The sequence below is a fragment of the Microbacterium paraoxydans genome, from assembly GCF_018224615.1.
GTDB lineage: Bacteria > Actinomycetota > Actinomycetes > Actinomycetales > Microbacteriaceae > Microbacterium > Microbacterium paraoxydans_B.
Map to the genome: position 1 here is coordinate 207,825 of NZ_JAGTUK010000001.1, position 19,473 is coordinate 227,297.

Below are 19,473 nucleotides of genomic sequence, written 5' to 3' on the forward strand. Positions count from 1 at the left end.
CACGCTCACGACGGAGGGTCTCCCGCACGGGAGGCCCTCCGTCGTCGATTCACCCGTCCGTCTTCCTCTTTCGGTTCCGCTTCTGCAGTTCCGGCACGACCAGTGTGGGCACCGCGCGCTTCATGAACTTGTCGAATTCGGGAACGGTGAAGGCAGCGAATCCGTGTTCCGGCGTGTAGAGGAGGCCCATGTCGATGAGTTCGGCTCGCGTCGGGCCGAGCTGGGTCGACTCTCGTCCCATCACCCTCGCAACTTCGGACGCCTTCTGAGGCTCCGGGCCGAGCTCGGCCATGGCGCGCATGTACGCGGTCTGCAGCGGTGTCGCGCGGTCGAGCCTGACGCGGAAGAACGAGCTGTCGAGTTTCGCCTCGTAGCCTTCGCGGGCTGTCTCGACGTCGAGTCGCGTGATGGGGGTCTCTTCCGCGATCTCCCACACCTGGAAGCCGAGCTCTTGGATGAAGTAGGGGTATCCCTGCGAGATCTCCAACGCCAGCGTCACGGCGTCGCTCTCGAAGGTCACGCCTTCCGCTCGCGCGGGCTCGGTCAGTGCCTGGCGTGCATCGTCCTCGTCGAGGGAGTCGATCTTCGGAAACTGGAAGAGACGCTCAGCGTAGGACTTGGCGTCACCCGCCAGCTCTGCGATCTGCGGCAGCCCGGCACCGACGAACGTGATCGGCAGTTTGCGCTGCACGGTCTTGTGCACAGCCTGGATCAGGGCCTCGAGTTGTTTGGTGCTGAGGAACTGGACCTCGTCGATCAGGATGGCCACGCCACGGTGCCGCTCCTGCGCGATCTCGCCGATGGCGACGAGTACGTCAGTGAGATCCATGGCGAGATCGCCGTGGTCGGCGAAGCCGTCTTCTGGTTCGACGTCCCACGACAATGACCACGCGCCCTTCTGGTCCACGGAAAGAGCGAACGAGGACACAACGGCAGCGGCGCGACGAGCCCGATCCGTCCACTTCGCGCGGGGGGACAGTCGGAGGAGCGCGGCCTTGAGCAACGAAGCCATCGACTGACGGAAGCGCGTGTCGTCGTGCTTGCTCGCTTCGATCTCCAGCACCTCCCAGTGTTCGGCGCGGGCGATGTCGCCGAACTCGTTGAGAAGAACGGTCTTCCCGACGCCCCGGAGGCCGGTGATGATCATGGACTGGTGGGTCTTCCCGCGCGCCAGTCGGCGGAGGAGGGTCTGGAACGCCTGGGTCTGTGCGTCGCGGCCGACAACGATGTCGGGCGAGGCCCCGGCATTGGGGGTGTAAGGGTTCAGCAGACTGTCCATGCCGTCGTCCTTAGGGAGTTTAGTCGTGTTTATTAGTTTGCAATAAAGCTCGCTAAAGAGGCTAACAACGGGTTCGTGATTTCGCCATCACTCCGTTCCCGCACGGGAGGCCCTCCGTCGTCGTGGGTGGCACCCCCCTTCTGTTCCGTGGGGGGAAGTGCGACCATGACCGTTCGCGGGCCCGCCCCCGGGCCCGGAACGGAGAGGGACGAATGTGCACAGGACTGAGCTTCACCACCGCTGACCACTACTTCGGGCGCAATCTCGACCTGGAGTTCTCGTATCACGAGACCGTCACCGTCACGCCGAGGAACTTCCCCTTCGCGTTCCGGCGGCTGCCCGAACTGACGTCGCACCACGCCATCATCGGCATCGCGACCATCTCCGACGGCTATCCGCTCTACTACGACGCGAGCAACGAGAAGGGCCTCAGCATGGCCGGGCTCAACTTCCCGGACAACGCCTTCTACCCGGCGGAGGGGTCGGGTGGCACGGAGATCACGCCGTTCGAGTTCATCCCGTGGGTGCTCGGCCAGTTCGAGACGGTCGCGCAGGTGAAGGACGCGCTGCGTTCGGTGAGCCTGGTGGACATCGACTTCAGCGAGGCCTTCCCGCTGTCTCCGCTGCACTGGATCATCGCCGACCGCACCGCGTCGATCGTCGTGGAGAGCGTGCGCGAGGGACTGAAGGTGTACGACAACCCGTGGGGCGTGCTGACCAACAACCCCACGTTCGACATCCAGAGCTTCCGGCTGAACGACTACCGGCACCTATCGAAGCGTCAGCCCGAGAACACGTTCGCGTCCGACGTGCCGCTCGACCTGTACAGCCGGGGCATGGGCGGGATCGGCCTCCCCGGCGACCTGTCGTCGTCGTCGCGCTTCGTGAAGGCGGTGTTCACGCGCATGAACGCGGTCTGCGGCACGTCCGAGTCGGAGTCGCTCAGTCAGTTCTTCCAGATCCTCGGCGCGGTCGCCCAGCAGCGCGGGTGCGTGCAGGTGGGCGACGAGGAGAAGTACGAGATCACGATCTACTCCTCGTGCTGCAACACCGACAGGGGCATCTACTACTACACGACCTACGAGAACAGTCAGATCACGGGCGTGGACATGCACCGGGAGGACCTCGACGGCACAGACCTCGTCGCGTATCCGCTCATGACGGGACAGCAGATCGCGATGCAGAACTGAGCGACGCGCCCTCTTCGCCGCCGCGCGCAACCCCCTCAGCGGGTCGTGGCCGTCGGCGTAGCCTGTGGCCGTGGACGGGTTCGCGGCGGTCGACTTCGGGTTCGCCCGCGAGGTCCTGCAGCGGGGCATCGCGGCGCTGTATCTCGTCGCGTTCGTCTCCACGCTGAACCAGTTCCGGCCGCTGCTGGGGGAGCACGGACTCCTGCCCGCACCCGCGCTGCTCGACTGGGTGGCGCAGAAGCCGGAGCGGCGGAAGCTGCTGCACCCCACGCTGTTCACGCGCCTCCGCTACAGCGACCGGCGGCTGGTGATGCTCGCGTGGGCCGGGATCGTGGTCGCGGCGCTGCTGGTGGCGGGGGTGCCGCAACTCGGGCCGCCATGGGTGCCGATGCTGGCGTTCCTGGCGCTGTGGCTCGGCTACATGTCGGTCGTGAGCATCGGGCAGACGTTCTACTCCTTCGGGTGGGAGATGCTGCTGCTGGAGGCCGGGTTCCTCGCGGCGTTCCTCGGGTCGCACGACCAGCCGCCACCCGTCGTGGTGATCATGCTGTTCTGGTGGCTGCTGTTCCGGCTGGAGTTCGGGGCCGGGATGATCAAGATCCGCGGCGGGCGGGAGTGGCGCGACCTGACCGCCATGACCTTCCACCACGAGACGCAGCCGATGCCAGGGCCGCTCAGCCGGCAGGCGCACCTGCTACCGCGGTGGTTCCACACGCTCGAGGTGATCGGCAACCACGTGGCACAGCTCGTGGTGCCGTTCTTCCTGTTCGCGCCGCTGCTGTCGCTGTGGGTGCCCGGCCCGGTGCCGCAGATCGTGGGGGCGGTCGCGGGGGCCGTCGTGATCGCGACGCAGCTGTGGCTCGTGCTCACCGGCAACTTCGCGTGGTTGAACGCGGCGACGATCGTGCTCGGGTTCTCGGCGATCGGGCTGCCGGGGGTCGGAGCGCCGGAGCGGACTCCGGAGACCGTGCTGCCGTGGCTCGTGTCGGGGATGCCGCTGTGGTGGGTCGTGGTGACGTCGGCCGTGGGGCTGCTGTTCGTGGTGCTGAGCGTGCCCGCCGTGCGCAACCTCTTCGCGCGGCGGCAGCTGATGAATGCGAGCTTCAACCGCTGGCAGCTCGGCAACGCCTACGGCGCGTTCGGCACGGTCACGCGGCAGCGCGTCGAGATCGTGGTGGAGGGCTCCGCCGACGAGGACGGCATGCACTGGCGCGAGTACGAGTTCCGGGGGAAGCCGGGCGACGTGCGGCGGGTGCCGCGGCAGTTCGCCCCGTATCACCTGCGGCTGGACTGGCTGATGTGGTTCCTGCCGCTCGGGCACTCGCTGGACGACTGGTTCACCGTGTTCCTGGTGCGACTCCTCGAAGCGGACGAGCCCACGCTGCGGATGCTGCGGGTCGACCCGTTCCACGGCGAGCGGCCGCGGTGGGTGCGGGCGGTGTCGTACCGCTACCGCTTCGCCACCAGGGCCGAGCACCGCGCGGACGGCGCCGTGTGGGTGCGCACGCGACGCCGCGTCGTGCTCGGTCCGGTGGGCCTGCGCTGAGGCGACACCCCGCCGAGCGCGGCGAAACGCTCCGGCCGGGGGAGAGTCCCCGGTCGGAGCGTTCCGTCTCGCTTGGCGTCGATCAGCTGACCTTCTTCCGGTAGGAGATGATCGCGAACACGTAGGCGACCACGAGGATGCCGACGCACCAGGCGAGGGCGATCCAGATGTCGTTGCCGACGGGCTGCTCCGCGAACAGCGCCTGGATGGTGTTGACGATCGAGGTGACCGGCTGGTTGTCGGCGAACCACTGCACCGGACCGGGCATCGTGTCGGTCGGCACGAACGCCGAGCTGATGAACGGCAGGAAGATCAGCGGGTACGAGAACGCGCTCGCCCCGTCGACCGTCTTGGCGTTGAGGCCCGCGATGATCGCCAGCCACGTGAGTGCCAGGGTGAACAGCATCAGGATGCCGATCACGCCGAGCCAGGCCCACACGCTCGCCCCGGTGCGGAACCCCATCAGGAACCCGACGCCGAAGATGATCGCGAGGGTGATCGCGTTGGCCGTGAGCGACGTGAGTACGTGTGCCCACAGCACGCTCGACCGGGCGATCGGCATGGAGTGGAAGCGCTCGAAGATGCCGCTCTGCATGTCGGTGAACAACCGGAACGCGGTGTACGCGATGCCCGACGCGATCGCGATCAGCAGGATGCCGGGCAGCAGGTAGTTCACGTAGTTCTCGGTGCCGGTGCTCTGCTGGAGCGCGCCGCCGAAGACGTACACGAACAGGAGCATCAGCGCGATCGGGGTGACCGCCGTGGTGATGATCGTGTCGGGACTGCGGAAGATGTGCCGCATCGAGCGGCCCGTGAGCGTCGCCGTATCGGCGGCGAAGTGCGTGGTCATGCTGCGTCCTCCTTCGTGGACGAGGGGCCGATCAGGGTGAGGAAGATCTCCTCGAGGGTGGGCTGCTTCTCGACGTACTCGACCTGGGCGGGCGGCAGCAGCCGCTTGAGCCCGGCGAGGGTGTCGTTCGCGATGATGCGGCCCTCGTGCAGGATCGCGATGCGGCCGGCGAGCTGCTCGGCCTCGTCGAGGTACTGCGTGGTGAGCAGCACCGTGGTGCCGCCGTCGGCGAGCTGCTTCACGACGTCCCACACCTCGATGCGCGACTCCGGGTCGAGCCCGGTGGTCGGCTCGTCGAGGTAGATCACCTCGGGGTCGCCGACCAGGCTCATCGCGATGTCGAGCCGGCGGCGCATGCCACCGGAGTACGTGCCGACCTTGCGGCTGCCCGCGTCGGTCAGGCGGAACGTGGCAAGCAGCCGGTCGGCCACCGCGCCGGGGTCGGGCAGGTGGCGCAGCTTGGCGACGAGCACCAGGTTCTCGCGCCCGGTGAGGATCTCGTCGACCGCGGCGAACTGCCCGGTGAGGCTGATCTTCTCCCGCACGCCGAGCGGGTTCGCCGCCACGTCGATCCCCTGCACCGTCGCGGTGCCGGTGTCGGCCTTCAGCAGCGTGGAGAGGATGCGCACCATCGTGGTCTTGCCCGCGCCGTTCGACCCGAGGAGGGCGAAGATCGATCCCCGCTCCACCTCGAAGTCGACGCCGCGCAGCACGTGCAGGTCTTTGTAGGACTTCTCGATGCCGCGCACCGAGATGGCGGTGTTCGTCATGACCGGTTCTCCTTCTTCTTCGCGTCGGCGACCGCCTGCGTCAGGCGAGCGCGCTCCTTGTCGACCCACTGGGTGCCGCCGTACGCCTCGGCGTAGGTCTCGGCGAACTCGACGGGGTCGGCGCCGATGATGTCGTCGATCGGGGTGCCGTCGATCGCGGCGCGCTCCCACAGGTCGGCGAGGTCGAGGAAGATCTGCACCAGGGTGTCCCCGTCGGTGATCCCTCCGTAGTACATGGTGTAGCGGTGCTGGGCGTTGGCGACCGTGCGGTACGGCTCGGGCAGCGCCTCGATCCGGGCCTTCGCCTGCTTGTACTGCTTCTTCTGCTCGAGCGATCCGGTGAGCGCTTCGATCCACTTGGCGGCCATGTCAGTTCTCCTTGCTGGGGGTGTGGGTGGTGTTGAGTCGTTCGATGTGCTGCGCCAGGAAGTTCCAGGTGGTCCAGAACTCCTGCAGCTCCTGTCGGCCGGCGGCGTTCAGGGTGTAGACCTTGCGGGGCGGTCCCTTTTCGCTCGGAACCTTCTCGACGTCGACGAGCTTCTTCTGCTCGATCCTGACCAGCAGGGCGTAGACGGTGCCCTCGGCGGTGTCGGTGAAGCCGTGCTCCCGCAGGCGGGTGGTGATCTCGTAGCCGTAGGCCGGCTGCTCGGCGAGGAGGGCCAGAACGATGCCCTCCAGGGTGCCCTTGAGCATCTCGGTCATCTGCTTGCCCATCGGGTCCTCCTCTCCTCATGTTCGGTACTCAGTGTTGCTGGGTACCGGTACAAAGTAACACTGAGTACCGGTACTTAGCAACACCGAATACCGAAACTCTTTCGGAGCGGTGTGAGGGAGGCGTCCGCGCGGCGGGCGCCCCCGTCAGCAGCAGCCGGGCAGGCGGTTGCCGAACAGCGGCAGCGTGAGCGCGGCGCGACCGGCGACGTAGGTCGCGGCGAGCAGCACGAGCAGCAGAACCGTCCCGATCATCGGCGCCCACGCCCTGGCTCTGGGGTGCTGCCGGAGCAGGATCATGGCCACGACCGTCGCCGCCAGCAGCACGAGGGCCCCGAGGTAGAACGTGTCGATCGCGGCCGAGAACGCCGAGTAGTCGCAGGAGGTCTCGGTGCAGCTCGCGACGCTCAGCGTCGAGGTGAACGTGATCGCGAAGCCGAGCACCGTGAAGACCACCTGGAGTCCCAGGCCCAGCGCGAGGAAGCTCCCGCCTGCCTCCGCCGCCGGCCGGCGGACCCCCGTGTCCATCGCGCCATGGTCTCACGCGGGGGTGCGGCCCCCACGGAGCGCGGGGTGAAAAGGCGGGGTGAATTCTCCCGGATCCGCCGGGACGGGCCCGCCCGCCCGGGCAGTCTGGCGGTGGCCCGGACCGAGTTCACCATGCCCGAGTGGTGCTCGGCGGTCGCCTGAGGGGGCGGGGGCTTCCGTGTGCGCGCACGCGCCGCGGACAGCGAGGGATGGGGAGTGAAGTCGTGGGATTCCGTGATGCCCGAGAGCAGCGGCCGAGCCGCTGGAGCCGCACCAGGAGACTGATCGGCGGTGTCGTGAGCACCGCGCTGGTCGCGTCGTCGATGGTCGTCATCGGCGGCACGATGACCGCGGCCCCCGCGGCCGCAGCCGAGCCGTTCCTGTGCACGCCCGGCGCCGTCTACGTGCAGAGCACCACCGACGTGCGCGAGTTCGTCGTGAACGAGCAGGGTGGTGCCCCGGGCAACGGCGGCACGCTCAGCTCGGTCAACCTGGGCACGAACCACTCCAACAACGCCCTCGGCGTCTCCTCCAGCGGTCGCTACGCCTACACGGTCACCAATGCGGCCGGCACGAAGATGCTTGCCAAGCACGACCGCGTGACCGACACCACCACCCGCACCTCGTTCACGCTCAACTCCTCGGTGCTGCGCGGCGCGGTGCACCCGGTCACGGGTGTCTACTACTTCGCCAGCGGCACGATCGGCGGTGCCATCAACCTGTACGCGTGGAACGAGAACGTCACGCCGCAGACCTACGTGCAGGTCGGCACGCTGCGCCCCACCACCGGTAGCAGCGCGTTCGGCGCCAACGGCGACATGGCCTTCAGCGCCTCCGGTCAGCTCGTGCTCGTGGCCGACAACTTCATCTACTCGTCCGACCTGCCCGCCTCGCTCGAGCCGAGCACCGCCACGATCGACGCCAAGCAGGTGCACGACATGGGCGCCGGCGTGCAGGGCAACGGCATCGCGTTCGGAAACCTCGGGCACATCTTCGTATCGGTCTCGGGCGGCGGCAACCGCATCATCGAGGTGGACCTGCCGCGCGGTCAGACCGTGAACACCACGTCGCTCGGCAGCTTCGCGCCCACCGACATGGCCAGCTGCACGTTCCCGAACACGCTCACGTTGAAGAAGGACCTGCCCAACGGGCGCCAGGCCGACACCGACCAGTTCGCGCTGCGCGTGCAGTCGCCCGCGGGCTACCAGGTCGCGCAGACCGACGCCACCACGCGCGGCACCCAGTCCGGCCTGCAGCCCGACTACGCGGGACCCGTGTTCACGAACCAGGGCGACACGTTCCGCCTCTCGGAGTCTCCCGCCGGCACGACCGACCCCACGCGCTACGACGCCTCGCTGGTGTGCGTGCAGGTCAACCCCGACGGCTCGACGACCCCGGTCGCGGTGACCGCCGACGGCCAGGTGACCCAGCCCGCCGGACCCCTGGGCACCGACGTCACCTGCACGTACACGAACCTGCGCCTGGCCCCCGACCTGGCCCTGCGCAAGACCTCCGACCCCGCGAACGGCTCCGCCGTGCGTCCGGGCCAGCGCCTCACCTACACGGTCGAGGCCGAGAACACCGGCAACACGCGCCTCGACCCGGTGACCGTGACCGACGACCTGTCCGGCGTGCGCGCCTTCGCCACCTACCAGGGCGACGTCGCCACCGCGATCGACGGCGACCCGGTGACCACCGGTGCCGCCACCGTCACGGGCGACGAACTCGCCTGGACCGGCGCCCTCGAGCCCGGCCAGGTGCTCACCGTGACCTACTCCGTGATCGTCGACGAGGGCGTGGAGGGCGAGCGCCTCGCCAACAGCGTCACCGCGTCGGGCACGCCCCCCGGCGGCTTCGACCCGCTCGTGCCGCCGGCCGTCACGACCGAGCACCCCGTCGCCGGCTTCGAGCTCGTCAAGACCTCCTCGCCCGCCGCGGGCAGCGTGGTCGAGCCCGGCCAGACCATCCAGTACACCGTCACCGGCACCAACACCGGCGCCACCACGCTCGACCCCGCCTCGCTCACGGACGACCTCGCCGGTGTGCTCGCGCACGCCGCATACAACGGCGACCTCGCGACCGCGATCGACGGCACCACGCTCACCACGGGCGGCGCGACCCTCAGCGGCAGCACCCTCTCCTGGACCGGGGCCCTGCAGCCCGGGCAGTCCGTGACCGTGACGTACTCGGTGACCGTGGGTCAGGACGCCTCGGGGGAGATCCTGCGCAACACCGTCTCGGGCACCGCCACCCCGACCACGCCCACCCCCGGCGACCCCACCGGACCGCAGGTGCCCGGCGAGCCGATCGTGCCGCCCACCTCCACCACGGAGCACCCCGTGCTCGGCTCGGGCTTCACCGTCTCCAAGTCGGCCGATCCCGCCTCGGGCACCGCCGTCGAGGCCGGGGACACCATCACCTACACGATCACCGGCACCAACACCGGTGACACGGCGCTCGACCCCGCCGAGATCGTGGACGACCTGTCCGGCGTGCTCGGCTCCGCCGCCTACAACGACGACGCGACCGCCGACCGCGGCACCGTCTCGGTCACGGGCGACACGCTCACGTGGCGCGGCTCTCTGCCGAAGGGCGCCTCCGTCACCATCCGCTACACCGTCACGGTCGACGCGGGCGTCGAGAAGGCGCTGCTGCGCAACGTCGCGACGGGCGAGGGCACCCCGCGGATCCCGGTCGACCCGAGCGATCCCGACGGACCCACCCGTCCGGGCACGCCGCTCACCCCGCCGCCCGCCGAAACCACGCACCCCGTGGTCGACACCGGGTTCGAGGTCGCCAAGACCGCCGACCCCGTGTCCGGCACCGCCGTCCGTGCGGGCGACACGATCACGTACACGGTCACCGGCGTCAACACGGGCAACACCGTGCTCGACCCCGCCACGATCACCGACGACCTCTCCGCCGTGCTCGCCCACGCCGCCTACAACGGCGACGCGACCGCGACCTCCGGCACCGTCGTGCTGAACGGCACCGCGCTCGCCTGGACCGGGGTGCTGCAGCCGGGCGACCGCGTCGAGATCACGTACTCCGTGACCGTGGCCGCCGACGCGACCGGCGTGCTGCTGCGCAACTCGGTCGAGGGCGCTGGCACCCCGCTGATCCCGTCCGACCCGACCGATCCGGGCAGCCCCACCACACCGGGCACCCCGGTGGAGACGCCGCCCGCGACCACCGAGCACCCCGTCGCGACCCCCGGGTTCACCGTCACCAAGGCGGCCGACCCCGCGTCGGGCACCCGCGTCGACCCCGGCAGCGTCCTCACGTACACCGTCACGGGCGTGAACACGGGCGACACCGTGCTCGACCCGGCGTCGATCACGGACGACCTGCGCGACGTGCTCGCCCACGCCAGCTTCAACGACGACGCGACCGCGAGCCGCGGCGACGTGCGCGTGGCCGACGGCACGCTGCAGTGGAGCGGACGGCTGCTGCCAGGGCAGGACGTCGTGATCACCTACTCGGTCACGGTCGACCCCGCCGCGGGCGGCGAGCTCATCGCCAACAGCGCGACCGGTGAGGCGACCCCGCTGATCCCCACGGATCCGAGCGACCCCGGCAGCCCGACCACCCCTGGCACGCCGATCACGCCGCCGCCGTCCACCACGGAGCACCCGGTGAACGAGCCCGGCTTCACGTTCGCGAAGACGGTCGACCCCGCCGCGGGCACCGCCGTCGACCCGGGCGCCGTGCTGACCTACACCCTCACCGCCGCGAACACCGGAGCGACCGTGCTCGACCCGGTGTCCATCTCCGACGACCTGTCCGGTGTGCTGCCGTACGCCGCGTACAACGGCGACGCCGTCGCGACCATCGGTGGCGCGCCCGCGGGAGTCGTGACCGTCGACGGCACCGACCTGTCCTGGACCGGGTCGCTCGCGGTCGGGGAGACCGTGACGGTCACGTACTCCGTGACCGTGGGCGCGGAGGGTGTCGGCACCGTGATCGAGAACGCGGCGACCGCGACCGCCACCCCGCCCGGTGGCTCGGTCATCACGCCGCCGCCCGGCACCACCACCACCCCGGTGAACCGTCCCGGCTTCTCGCTGTCGAAGAGCGCCGACCCGGCCACGGGCACCGCGGTCGACCCCGGTGCCGTCCTCACCTACACGGTGACCGGCGTGAACACGGGGGAGACGGCGCTCGACCCCGTCTCGATCACGGACGACCTCTCCGGGGTGCTCGCCCACGCCGCGTACAACGGCGACGCGACCGCCACGATCGACGGCGCCCCGGCCGCGGCTCCCGCCGTGTCGGGCGACCGCCTGACGTGGAGCGGGGCACTGCCGGTCGGCGCGACCGTCACCCTCACGTACTCCGTGACCGTGGCAGCCGATGCGGGCGGCAGCGTCCTGACGAACACGGTCTCCGGCTCCGCGACCCCGCCCGGGGGCGTGCCGCCGATCGAGACCCCGCCCGCCACCACCGAGCACCCGGTCAACGCGCCCGGCTTCGAGCTGCGCAAGACCGCCGACCCCGCGTCGGGCACCCGCGTCGACCCGGGCAGCGTCCTCACCTACACGGTGACCGGCGTGAACACGGGCGAGACGGCCCTGGCACCCGTGAGCATCCGCGACGACCTGTCGGGCGTGCTCGCCCACGCCGACTACAACGGCGACGCGACGGCCACCGTGGTCGACGGCTTCGCGCCGGAACCGGTCGTGGCCGACGGGGAGCTCACCTGGACGGGTGACCTCGCCGCAGGTCAGCGCGTCACGATCACCTACTCGGTGACCGTGCACGGCGACGCGGGCGGTGCGACCATCGCGAACACCGTCGAGGGTTCGGCGACGCCTCCGGGCGGCGCGGTCATCACGCCTCCGCCGGCGACCACGGAGAACCCGGTCGGCACCCCCGGTTTCACGTTCGCGAAGACCTCGAACCCCGGTTCGGGCACGGCCGTGGCGACGGGAAGTGTCGTGACGTACACGCTCACCGGCACCAACACGGGTGAGACCGGGCTGGATGAGGTCGTCGTGCGCGACGACCTGGCCGGAGTGCTGCGGCACGCCGACCTACGGGGGACGGCGACCGCGACGGTGGGTGACCGTGCGGTGGCCGCTCCCGTGATCGACGGCACGTCGCTGCGCTGGACCGGCAGTCTCGCGGAGGGGGAGAGCGTCGTGATCACGTACGCCGTGACCGTGCACGCCGACGCCGCCGGTGCCTCGCTGCGGAACGTCGCCGTCGCCTCGGCCACGCCTCCCGGTGGCGAGACGATCACGCCCCCGGCCGGCACGACCGAGAACCGCGTGCTGACGCCGCTCGCCCTCACCGGCGGACAGCTGGCGCCGTGGGTTCTCGGGCTCGCGATCGCTCTGCTGCTCGCCGGAGCGGCCCTGCTGATCGTGCGCCGACGCCGCCTGCAGGCCTGACGAACCCCCCGCCGGCCCCGGCCGTCGTCCCACGGGACGGCCGGGGCCCGTGGGGTTCAGTCGGGCAGCAGCCCGTGCCGGGCGGCCTGTTCCAGCGCCTCGGTGCGGTTGCCCGCGTCGAGCTTGCGGTAGATGCTGCGCAGCTGGGTCTTGAGGGTGTTCTGGGACACGCTCAGCTCGGCGGCGATCTCCGGCAGCGGCGCGCCCGAGGTGAGGGCGTGCAGCACGACCTGCTCGCGCGACGACAGCCGCGGCCGCGTGGCGAACGACGGCAGCGCCGAGCGGAGGGGCAGCGGTGCACCGGGGAGCGGGGCCAGGTCGGCGCGCACGGCCGCGAAGTCCTCCGCGCCGAGCAGCGCGATCGGGGTCCGCAGCTCCCGGTCGGCGAGCTGTGCGCCCAGGGCGTCGGTGGCCCGCTGCGCCGCCGCCGGGGTGACCCGGTGCAGCGCGGCGGACTGCACGGCCGCGGCCTCCGCGCGCTCGCGGGACGTGGTGGGCTCGAGTCGTGTCTGCGTCAGCAGGCGCACGGCGTCCGGCGCACGACCGTCGACCAGGGCCACGCGGGCGCGCTCCAGCAGTGTGGCGAAGCGGTCGCCGGGGGCGTCGCGCTGCTTGATGCTGCGGGCGGCCCGCACGTCGCCGAGCGCCAGGTGCAGCAGGATGCGCGGACGGCTCAGGGTCGTGCGCGCGTGCGGTGACCCGGCCTCGCGTCCCCGCATCCTGGCGAACGACTCGAGCCGTTCGAGCCCGCCCGCGGCGTCGCCCTCGTGCAGCGCGATCCAGGCCTCCACCGCGGCCATGGTGGTCCAGTGCTCGCTGGTCGCCCGGTGCGGGAGGAACGCGCGCACGTGCTGTTTCGCGGCGTGGAGGTCGCCGTCCTCGACCGCGAGCATCGCCTCGGCCACGCGGTAGAACGTGCCGCGGTAGCCGTCGAGCTCGTCCTGGCTCCAGCCGCCGTCGCGGATGAGGTCGACGTAGTGCCGCGCCTCGGGGAGGTCGCCGTTCAGGGCGTGGATGCCCGCGAGCAGGCTCACGGCGTGGAACGCGTTGCGGGTGCCCTGCGAGGCGGCGAGGGCCGCGGCCTCGTCGAGTAGTCCGAGCGCCTGCTCACGCCGGCCGCCGTAGTGGAGGGAGAGGGCGAGGTGGGTGCACACCAGGGGCATCTCCCGCGCGTAGCGCTCCCACTGCGTCTCGGGCGTCTCGGTGAGCAGGGCGAGGGCGCGGGCGGCCACCTGCCCGCCACGGTCGGGCAGGCCGATCACGCGGAGCGCCGCGCTCTCGGCCGTCCAGATGAAGATGCGCTCGATCGCCGAGAGGCGGTTCTTCCTGGCGTTCGCCGCCGACACGGCCACCCGTAGCAGCTGGAGTCCGCGCAGCCGCCGCAGCCGGTTGGCGTTGAGGCAGATGCCCAGCAGCATGGCCACGAGCGGCTCCTGCTTGAGTCGCGCGAGCGGCAGGTCGCCGAGCAGTCGCACGACCGCCCGCCCGTCGTGGTCGAGCAGGTGGCTCCAGCCCGACATGATGACGTGGGACGCGAGGTGCAGGTCGCCCTCCTCCACGGCCAGGCGCAGTCCCTCGAACGGGGCGCCGCGCAGCACGGCGCCCTCCACCGCGAGGCGTCGCAGCTGCGGGATCTCGGTCGGGTGCGTGCGGCGGAGTTCGCGGTGCAGCAGGGTGCGGGCGAGCGGGGCGAGCCGGAAGGTGCGTGGCTCGCCGTCTTCCCAGCGCCCGAAGCCGAACACCTCGGCCTCGTCGAGGGCGCGGACGACGTCGGGGTTGCCGGTGAGGGCGACGGCGAGCGGGGCGTCGACGGCGTCGGTGATGCTGAGCCGCACGAGGTCGTCCAGGGTGCGCTCGGCGAAGTCGCCCTGCTCGATGCGCGCCTGCAGGTAGTCCTCGATCGTGGCCGACGCGGCCTCGACAAGCGAGGGCCCTCCGGTGCCGCCGCCGCGCAGCGCGGCCGCGCGGACCGCTCCGGGGAACCCGCCCGTCGCCTCCAGGATCGCCGTGACGGTGTCGTCGTCGTCGAGGTCGAGCGCGGCTCGGATCTCGTCCCGGTCGAACATGAGGTCGTGCGGGCCGAGCACCACCGTGTCGATCAGCAGATCGAGGCCGGAGCTGTCGAAGGGGCTGGGGCGGTTGGTCGCGGCGACGAGTCGTGCGAGCGGGGCCGCGGCGACCGTGCGGCACAGGTCGAACACGGTGTCGCGGTCGAGTGCGGCCGCGTCGTCGAGCACGATCGCGAGCGGTTCGGTGGTCGCGCACAGGTGCGCGGCGACGGCGGCCCACAGCAGTGCGGGGGTGTCGCTCGCGGGGTCGTCGGCCGGTGCGTCCGCGGGCGCGTGGGTGTGCAGTGCCCGCAGCAGGGCCCGGGCGAGGTCGGCGCTGCGCTGATGCGCGGGAGTGACGGTGAGCCACACCACGCGCGCCGCGGTGAGGAACGCCCAGCCCACGAGCGCGGTGGTCTTGCCGGAGCCCGACGCCGCGCGCAGCAGTGTCAGCGGTGTGTCGGTCTCGATGGCCGCCGTGAGACGCGGTCGCCCGATCACGTTCGTCGATACTCGCGGCAGCTGCCTGTTCTCGCGCGCGACGGAATCCGTCATGTCCCCTCCCCAGTTCCCCGCCTCCACAATATTCCGAAATGGTGATGGGTCGAGACGAGATGACGCGGTGGGCGCGGAGCCGCGTCCGAGGGGTCCGCCGTCGGCTCTAGGCTCGAAGGCGTGACGGATGGACGGGCGAGGGCGGTGCGCCGCGTCCCCACCAGCGCGCTGCTGGTGAGCGCGGCCCTCGGGGCGATCCAGGCGCTCGTGTTCCTGGCGGTCGTGCCGGTGACGGGCGTGCTCGCGGCCGCCTCGCCCCCGGCCTACGCCCTGGTCGCCGCGGTGCACACGGCCCTGCCCCTGCTGGCGCGCGTGATCACGCGCACACCCGGAATGGCCACGCTCACGGCGTTCGTGGCCGGGGTGCTCACGGTCGCGGTCTCGCCGATCGGGCCGCTCGGCCTGGTGCCGCTGCTGTTGGGTGGGCTCGCGCTCGACCTCGCCCTGCCCCTGCGGCGGGACGCGGCGGTGTCGTCCGCTCGCCTCCTCGCCGCCGCGGCGGTGGCGGGCGTCGCGCTGTTCCTGGTCGCGCTGCCGGTGTTCTCGCCGGAGCACCTGGTGCCCGCGGTGCTCGGGGCGACGCTGGTCGCGCGTGTGGTCGGGATGCTCGCAGTCGCGGCGGTCGTGATCGCGGTGCGGCGGCTGCTGGCGCGCGCGGGCGTCGTCCGCTGACCCCTCGAATACCCATACCCCCACCGGGTAGTATCGGGGCATGAGCGATCGACGGGCGCTGCGCGGTGCACTGCTCGTCGTGGTGCTCGCGGGCGGCGTGCTGCTCGGCCTGCTCGGCATGCACGCCCTCGGGCTGCACGGCACCGCGGGAGCGCACGGCTCCGGTCACGCGCCCGCCGCCGCGACCGCGAGCCACGGCACCGAGGGGCACCGTGACCCGAGCCCCACGACGCCCGTCACGCCGCCCGCGGTCGCGCACACCGCGCACGACCCCGGCGCGGCGGCGGTCGCTTCCCCGTCGCCCGCGGGAGCGGACGGCGGCGGCGCGTGCGTGCTGGCCCTGCTCGGCGGGCTCCTCCTGCTGCTGCGACACCGCTCGACCCCCCTCCTGGCGGCGCCGGCGGGCGCGGTCGCCCTTCGCGCCCGCGGCACCGTGCCGATCGCGCGACCCCCGTCTCTCCACGCGCTCTGCATCAGCCGGACCTGAACGGCGCCGTCGTGCGCCGGGACGACCGCGACCGCGGACGTCCGTCCGATCGAGATGACAGAGAAGAGAGACTCATGAAGAACCGAACCACCGTCGCCGCCGTACTCGTGATCGCGGGGGCGCTCGCGCTCGCGGGCTGCGCGTCGAGCACGCCGGCGGGTCCCGCCGACCACTCCGGCATGGACCACTCGACGAGTGACACCCCCGCCGCGGGGGCCAACGACGCGGACGCGATGTTCGCGTCGATGATGATCGTCCATCACCAGCAGGCCGTCGAGATGTCCGACCTGGTGCTCGCCAAGGAGGGGGTCGACCCGCGTGTGGCCGACCTCGCCGAGCGCATCACGGCCGCGCAGGGCCCCGAGATCGAGCAGCTCCAGGGCTGGCTCGACGACTGGGGCGTGGACGCCGCGGACGCCGACGCCATGGATCACGGCGACGGCATGATGAGCGAGGACGACCTGGCGGCGCTCGAAGCGGCGGCCGGGCCGGAGGCGTCGCGGCTGTTCTTGGAGCAGATGATCGTGCACCACGAGGGCGCGGTCGAGATGGCGGAGGCGCAGCTCGCGGACGGCGAGAACCCCGACGCCGTGGCGCTCGCGCAGGACATCGTCGACGCCCAGACGGCCGAGATCGCGGAGATGAAGGAGATCCTCGCGACGCTCTGACCCGCGCGGCCCCGCGTCGCATCGGTGGCGCGGGGCCGTGTCGCGCGGGGATCGCTAGCCCTCGCGCGGGCGGCGGAGGCGGCGCAGCGGACGGGAGAGTCGCGCCCACAGGCTCTGCGGCGCCGGGGTGTCTTCGACGGGCGGCGGCGCCACCGCGAACTGCACGAACTCTTCTGCGCCGTGGTGCACCACGCGGTACAGGGCCGTGCCGATCAGCACGCCCAGCGCGATCGACATGACCGAGACGAGCGCGGCGGCGAAGTCGGCCAGCCCGTTGTCCGTCGCGAACGCCTCTGTCAGCCCGACCAGTCCGGCCGCCCCCGGCACCAGCAGCCAGAACGCGGGGAGGAACGTGAGCTGCGACGGTGCCCCGTGCCGCAGCCCGGCGATCCAGAACACCACCGGGGTCACCGCGACCGCGCCGACGAAGCCGCCGACGGCAGGATCGATGAACTCCGTACCCGCCCACTGCCCCAGGTAGGCGACCACGAGCGCGAGCAGCACCCACCCGAAGGTCGAGGGCGGCGAGGAGAAGTGCAGGAAGTTGCCCAGCGCGAACACCAGGATCCCCAGCAGCGGCACCCACCACGGCAGGAACGCGGAGGCGTCCAGCGGCTCGTACGAATCGGACGACACCCCCACCACGGCGCCCGCGGCGAGGATGCCGAACGCGAGCAGTGCGAGCTGCACGAAACCGTAGATCAGGCGCGAGGCCCCGGAGATCATCTGCCCCGCCGCGAGCTCGACCGTCGCCGTCGTCAGCACTCCTCCCGGGAGGAAGGTCACCAGCGGTGCGATCAGCAGCCGGATCGGGTCGCCGATCTCGATCGCCTCCGCGAGCAGGAACACCGCGGTCGCGCACACGAACGCGGCCGCGATCGGCATGATCAGCTGGAGCGTGGGCGAGCGCACGAGCTTGAGCAGCCCGATGCCGAAACCGAGCACGAACGCGACGATCGCGCCCTGCCAGGTGGGCGCCAGCAGGAGGGCGAGGCCGGTGGTGAGGATCGCGTGGCCCAGGGTGCGCGTGAACCAGCCCAGCCGCGGGCGCATCGCCCCGATCTCGTTGAGCCGGCGGATGCCGTCTCGCGGCTCGACCGTCCCCGCGCGGGCCTGCGCGATCAGCTCGTACAGCGCGGCGATCTGGTCGAAGCGGAACGAGGCGTTGGTCGCGGAGCGGATCGCGACGCGCTCCTCCTCGTCGTCGCCGGTCTCGACGATGATGATGGTCGGCAGCACCACGAAGTCGGTGTCGTCCCCGCCCGACGCGCGCGCCACCTCGGCGATCGTGTCGCGGATGCGGTCGACCGACTCCGCCGAGGCGTTCATGCCCTGCGCCAGTCCCAGCAGGAACTGCCGCAGCGCCGACCGGTCGACGACGTCGGTCATGTCACCCCGTCGCGCTCATGTCACGCAAACAGGAACGACAGGGCCACGCCGACCACGATCGCGGTGCCGACGTACACGAGGTTCGGCAGCTGGAACGAGTGGTCGACCACGAACTTGCCCATCTTGGTGGTGCCGGTCTGGTCGAACGCGACCGTTGCCACCTGGCTGCCGTTGGCGGGCAGCGTGTAGATGCCCATGGTCGCCGGCCACAGCCCGACCAGCAGCGGGGCGGGCAGTCCGATCGTGATGCCGATGGGCACGATCGCGTTGGTCGCGCTCGACTGGCTGGTGGTGAGCATCGCGACCGCGAACAGCGCCAGCGCGAACAGCAGCGCCCCGAGGAACGCCGACGACCCCGACACGACCGACCCGAGCCCGTCGACGATGAGCGTCTGGTTCGCGGCGACGAACGTGTTCGCCAGCCACGCGATACCGAACAGGGCGATGGCTCCGACGATGCCGGCGGGGAACGTGGGCTGCTTGGGGACGTCGGCCGCCTTCACCTTGCAGAACACGAAGATCAGCGCGGCGATGATGCCCATGGTCACCTCGATGATGACGGTGACGCTGAGGCGCACGGGGTCGCCCGCGTCGTCGGTGCCGATCACGGGGCGCAGGTTCTCGAACAGGCCGAAGAACACGATCACCGCGACGCCCGCGAGGAACAGCGACGCCGACAGCACCGCGGTCGTGGGCAGCTTCTTCTCGTGCGCGTCGACGACCGGCGGCTTGATCTGCCCGTCCGCCAGGCGCTTCTGGTACTCCGGGTCGTCCTCCAGGTCCTTGCCGTGGCGCATCATGACGAGCGCGGCCACCAGGAGTCCCGCGATCGACGCCGGCCACATGATGAGCAGCAGCCCGCCCAGGTCGACGCCCTGCGGGGCGAGCAGCACCACCATCGATGCGGTCGCGGCCGACACGGGCGAGCACAGGATGCCCACCTGGGAGGCCACGGCCGAGACGGACAGCGCCCGCTCGGGACGGATCTTCTGCTGGTACGACACGTCGTAGATCACGGGCAGCAGCGGATAGAAGATGTTGCCCGTTCCCGCGCCGACCGTGAACAGGAACGACATCGCCGGGGCGAGGAAGACCACCGACTTGGGGCGTTTGCGGATGACCTTCGCCGCGACCGACACCATCCAGTCGATACCGCCGGCGGCCTGCATGGTGGAGGCGGCCGTGATCACGGTGATGACGATGAAGACCGCGTCGACGGGGGCGTTGCCCGGCGCCTCGCCGAACACGAACACGAGCACCGCGACGCCGACGAGGCCCCACACGCCGAGGCCGATCCCGCTGGTGCGGGTGCCCATGAAGATCGCCAGGACGACGACGATCAGCTGGGCGATGAGGAGGAAGACGTTGTCGTTCATGAGCGCGCTCC

At 71.1% G+C, this 19,473-nt stretch carries 15 protein-coding genes; 6 read left to right on the plus strand and 9 right to left on the minus strand.

Annotated elements, in window-relative coordinates:
• Positions 1 to 49: 49 nt before the first annotated feature.
• Positions 50 to 1,279: an ATP-binding protein gene (locus KE274_RS01005; RefSeq protein ID WP_211540073.1), complete on the minus strand. Its 1,230-nt coding sequence runs from the start codon at positions 1,277 to 1,279 to the stop codon at positions 50 to 52.
• Between the two features lie 212 nt (positions 1,280 to 1,491).
• Between KE274_RS01005 and bsh the strand changes: the two genes are divergently transcribed.
• A complete protein-coding gene (gene bsh, locus KE274_RS01010) occupies positions 1,492 to 2,469 on the plus strand; it encodes a choloylglycine hydrolase (RefSeq protein WP_211540076.1) in 978 nt (325 codons plus the stop codon).
• Positions 2,470 to 2,539: 70 nt separating this feature from the next.
• Positions 2,540 to 4,015 carry a lipase maturation factor family protein gene (locus tag KE274_RS01015; protein WP_211540078.1) on the plus strand — a complete coding sequence of 492 codons (1,476 nt, stop codon included), beginning with the start codon at positions 2,540 to 2,542 and terminating at the stop codon, positions 4,013 to 4,015.
• 82 nt (positions 4,016 to 4,097) lie between these two features.
• On the opposite strand, the gene KE274_RS01020 is transcribed toward KE274_RS01015, so the two are convergent.
• From KE274_RS01020 to KE274_RS01040, 5 genes are all read right to left on the minus strand, one after another.
• On the minus strand, positions 4,098 to 4,865 hold the full coding sequence (locus KE274_RS01020; RefSeq protein ID WP_211540080.1) for an ABC transporter permease: 768 nt from the start codon (positions 4,863 to 4,865) through the stop codon (positions 4,098 to 4,100).
• Positions 4,862 to 5,635: an ABC transporter ATP-binding protein gene (locus tag KE274_RS01025; protein ID WP_211540082.1), complete on the minus strand. Its 774-nt coding sequence runs from the start codon at positions 5,633 to 5,635 to the stop codon at positions 4,862 to 4,864. Before KE274_RS01025 ends, KE274_RS01020 begins: the two co-directional genes overlap by 4 nt.
• Positions 5,632 to 6,003 (minus strand): DUF1048 domain-containing protein, encoded by a 372-nt coding sequence (locus tag KE274_RS01030; RefSeq protein ID WP_211540089.1) that lies wholly within the window; start codon positions 6,001 to 6,003, stop codon positions 5,632 to 5,634. The genes KE274_RS01025 and KE274_RS01030 overlap by 4 nt, the downstream gene beginning before the upstream one ends.
• Position 6,004: 1 nt before the next feature.
• Entirely contained in the window at positions 6,005 to 6,349 is a 345-nt protein-coding gene (locus tag KE274_RS01035) for a PadR family transcriptional regulator (protein WP_211540091.1), read from the minus strand.
• A 144-nt stretch (positions 6,350 to 6,493) separates the two neighbouring features.
• Positions 6,494 to 6,874, minus strand: a complete 381-nt coding sequence (locus KE274_RS01040; protein WP_211540093.1) for a hypothetical protein — start codon at positions 6,872 to 6,874, stop codon at positions 6,494 to 6,496.
• 296 nt (positions 6,875 to 7,170) lie between these two features.
• Here KE274_RS01040 and KE274_RS01045 point away from each other — a divergent pair, with 296 nt between their 5' ends.
• Entirely contained in the window at positions 7,171 to 12,267 is a 5,097-nt protein-coding gene (locus KE274_RS01045; protein ID WP_307872112.1) for a beta strand repeat-containing protein, read from the plus strand.
• A 56-nt stretch (positions 12,268 to 12,323) separates the two neighbouring features.
• Here KE274_RS01045 and KE274_RS01050 read toward each other — a convergent pair whose 3' ends face one another.
• Complete coding sequence (locus KE274_RS01050; protein WP_211540097.1) at positions 12,324 to 14,870, minus strand: LuxR C-terminal-related transcriptional regulator; 2,547 nt, start codon at positions 14,868 to 14,870, stop codon at positions 12,324 to 12,326.
• 120 nt (positions 14,871 to 14,990) lie between these two features.
• Between KE274_RS01050 and KE274_RS01055 the strand changes: the two genes are divergently transcribed.
• From KE274_RS01055 to KE274_RS01065, 3 genes are all read left to right on the plus strand, one after another.
• Positions 14,991 to 15,542 (plus strand): ECF transporter S component, encoded by a 552-nt coding sequence (locus KE274_RS01055; protein ID WP_211540099.1) that lies wholly within the window; start codon positions 14,991 to 14,993, stop codon positions 15,540 to 15,542.
• A 40-nt stretch (positions 15,543 to 15,582) separates the two neighbouring features.
• Positions 15,583 to 16,029, plus strand: coding sequence for a DUF6153 family protein (locus tag KE274_RS01060; protein ID WP_211540106.1), 447 nt, complete (start codon positions 15,583 to 15,585; stop codon positions 16,027 to 16,029).
• A 74-nt stretch (positions 16,030 to 16,103) separates the two neighbouring features.
• Positions 16,104 to 16,697 (plus strand): DUF305 domain-containing protein, encoded by a 594-nt coding sequence (locus KE274_RS01065; protein ID WP_211540108.1) that lies wholly within the window; start codon positions 16,104 to 16,106, stop codon positions 16,695 to 16,697.
• Between the two features lie 54 nt (positions 16,698 to 16,751).
• On the opposite strand, the gene KE274_RS01070 is transcribed toward KE274_RS01065, so the two are convergent.
• Together KE274_RS01070 and KE274_RS01075 are read right to left on the minus strand one after the other, a co-directional pair.
• Positions 16,752 to 18,086: a threonine/serine ThrE exporter family protein gene (locus KE274_RS01070; RefSeq protein WP_211540110.1), complete on the minus strand. Its 1,335-nt coding sequence runs from the start codon at positions 18,084 to 18,086 to the stop codon at positions 16,752 to 16,754.
• Between the two features lie 20 nt (positions 18,087 to 18,106).
• The gene (locus KE274_RS01075; protein WP_211540124.1) at positions 18,107 to 19,462 is read right to left on the minus strand and encodes an anaerobic C4-dicarboxylate transporter family protein; all 1,356 of its coding nucleotides are present in this window, start codon (positions 19,460 to 19,462) and stop codon (positions 18,107 to 18,109) included.
• Positions 19,463 to 19,473 lie beyond the last annotated feature (11 nt).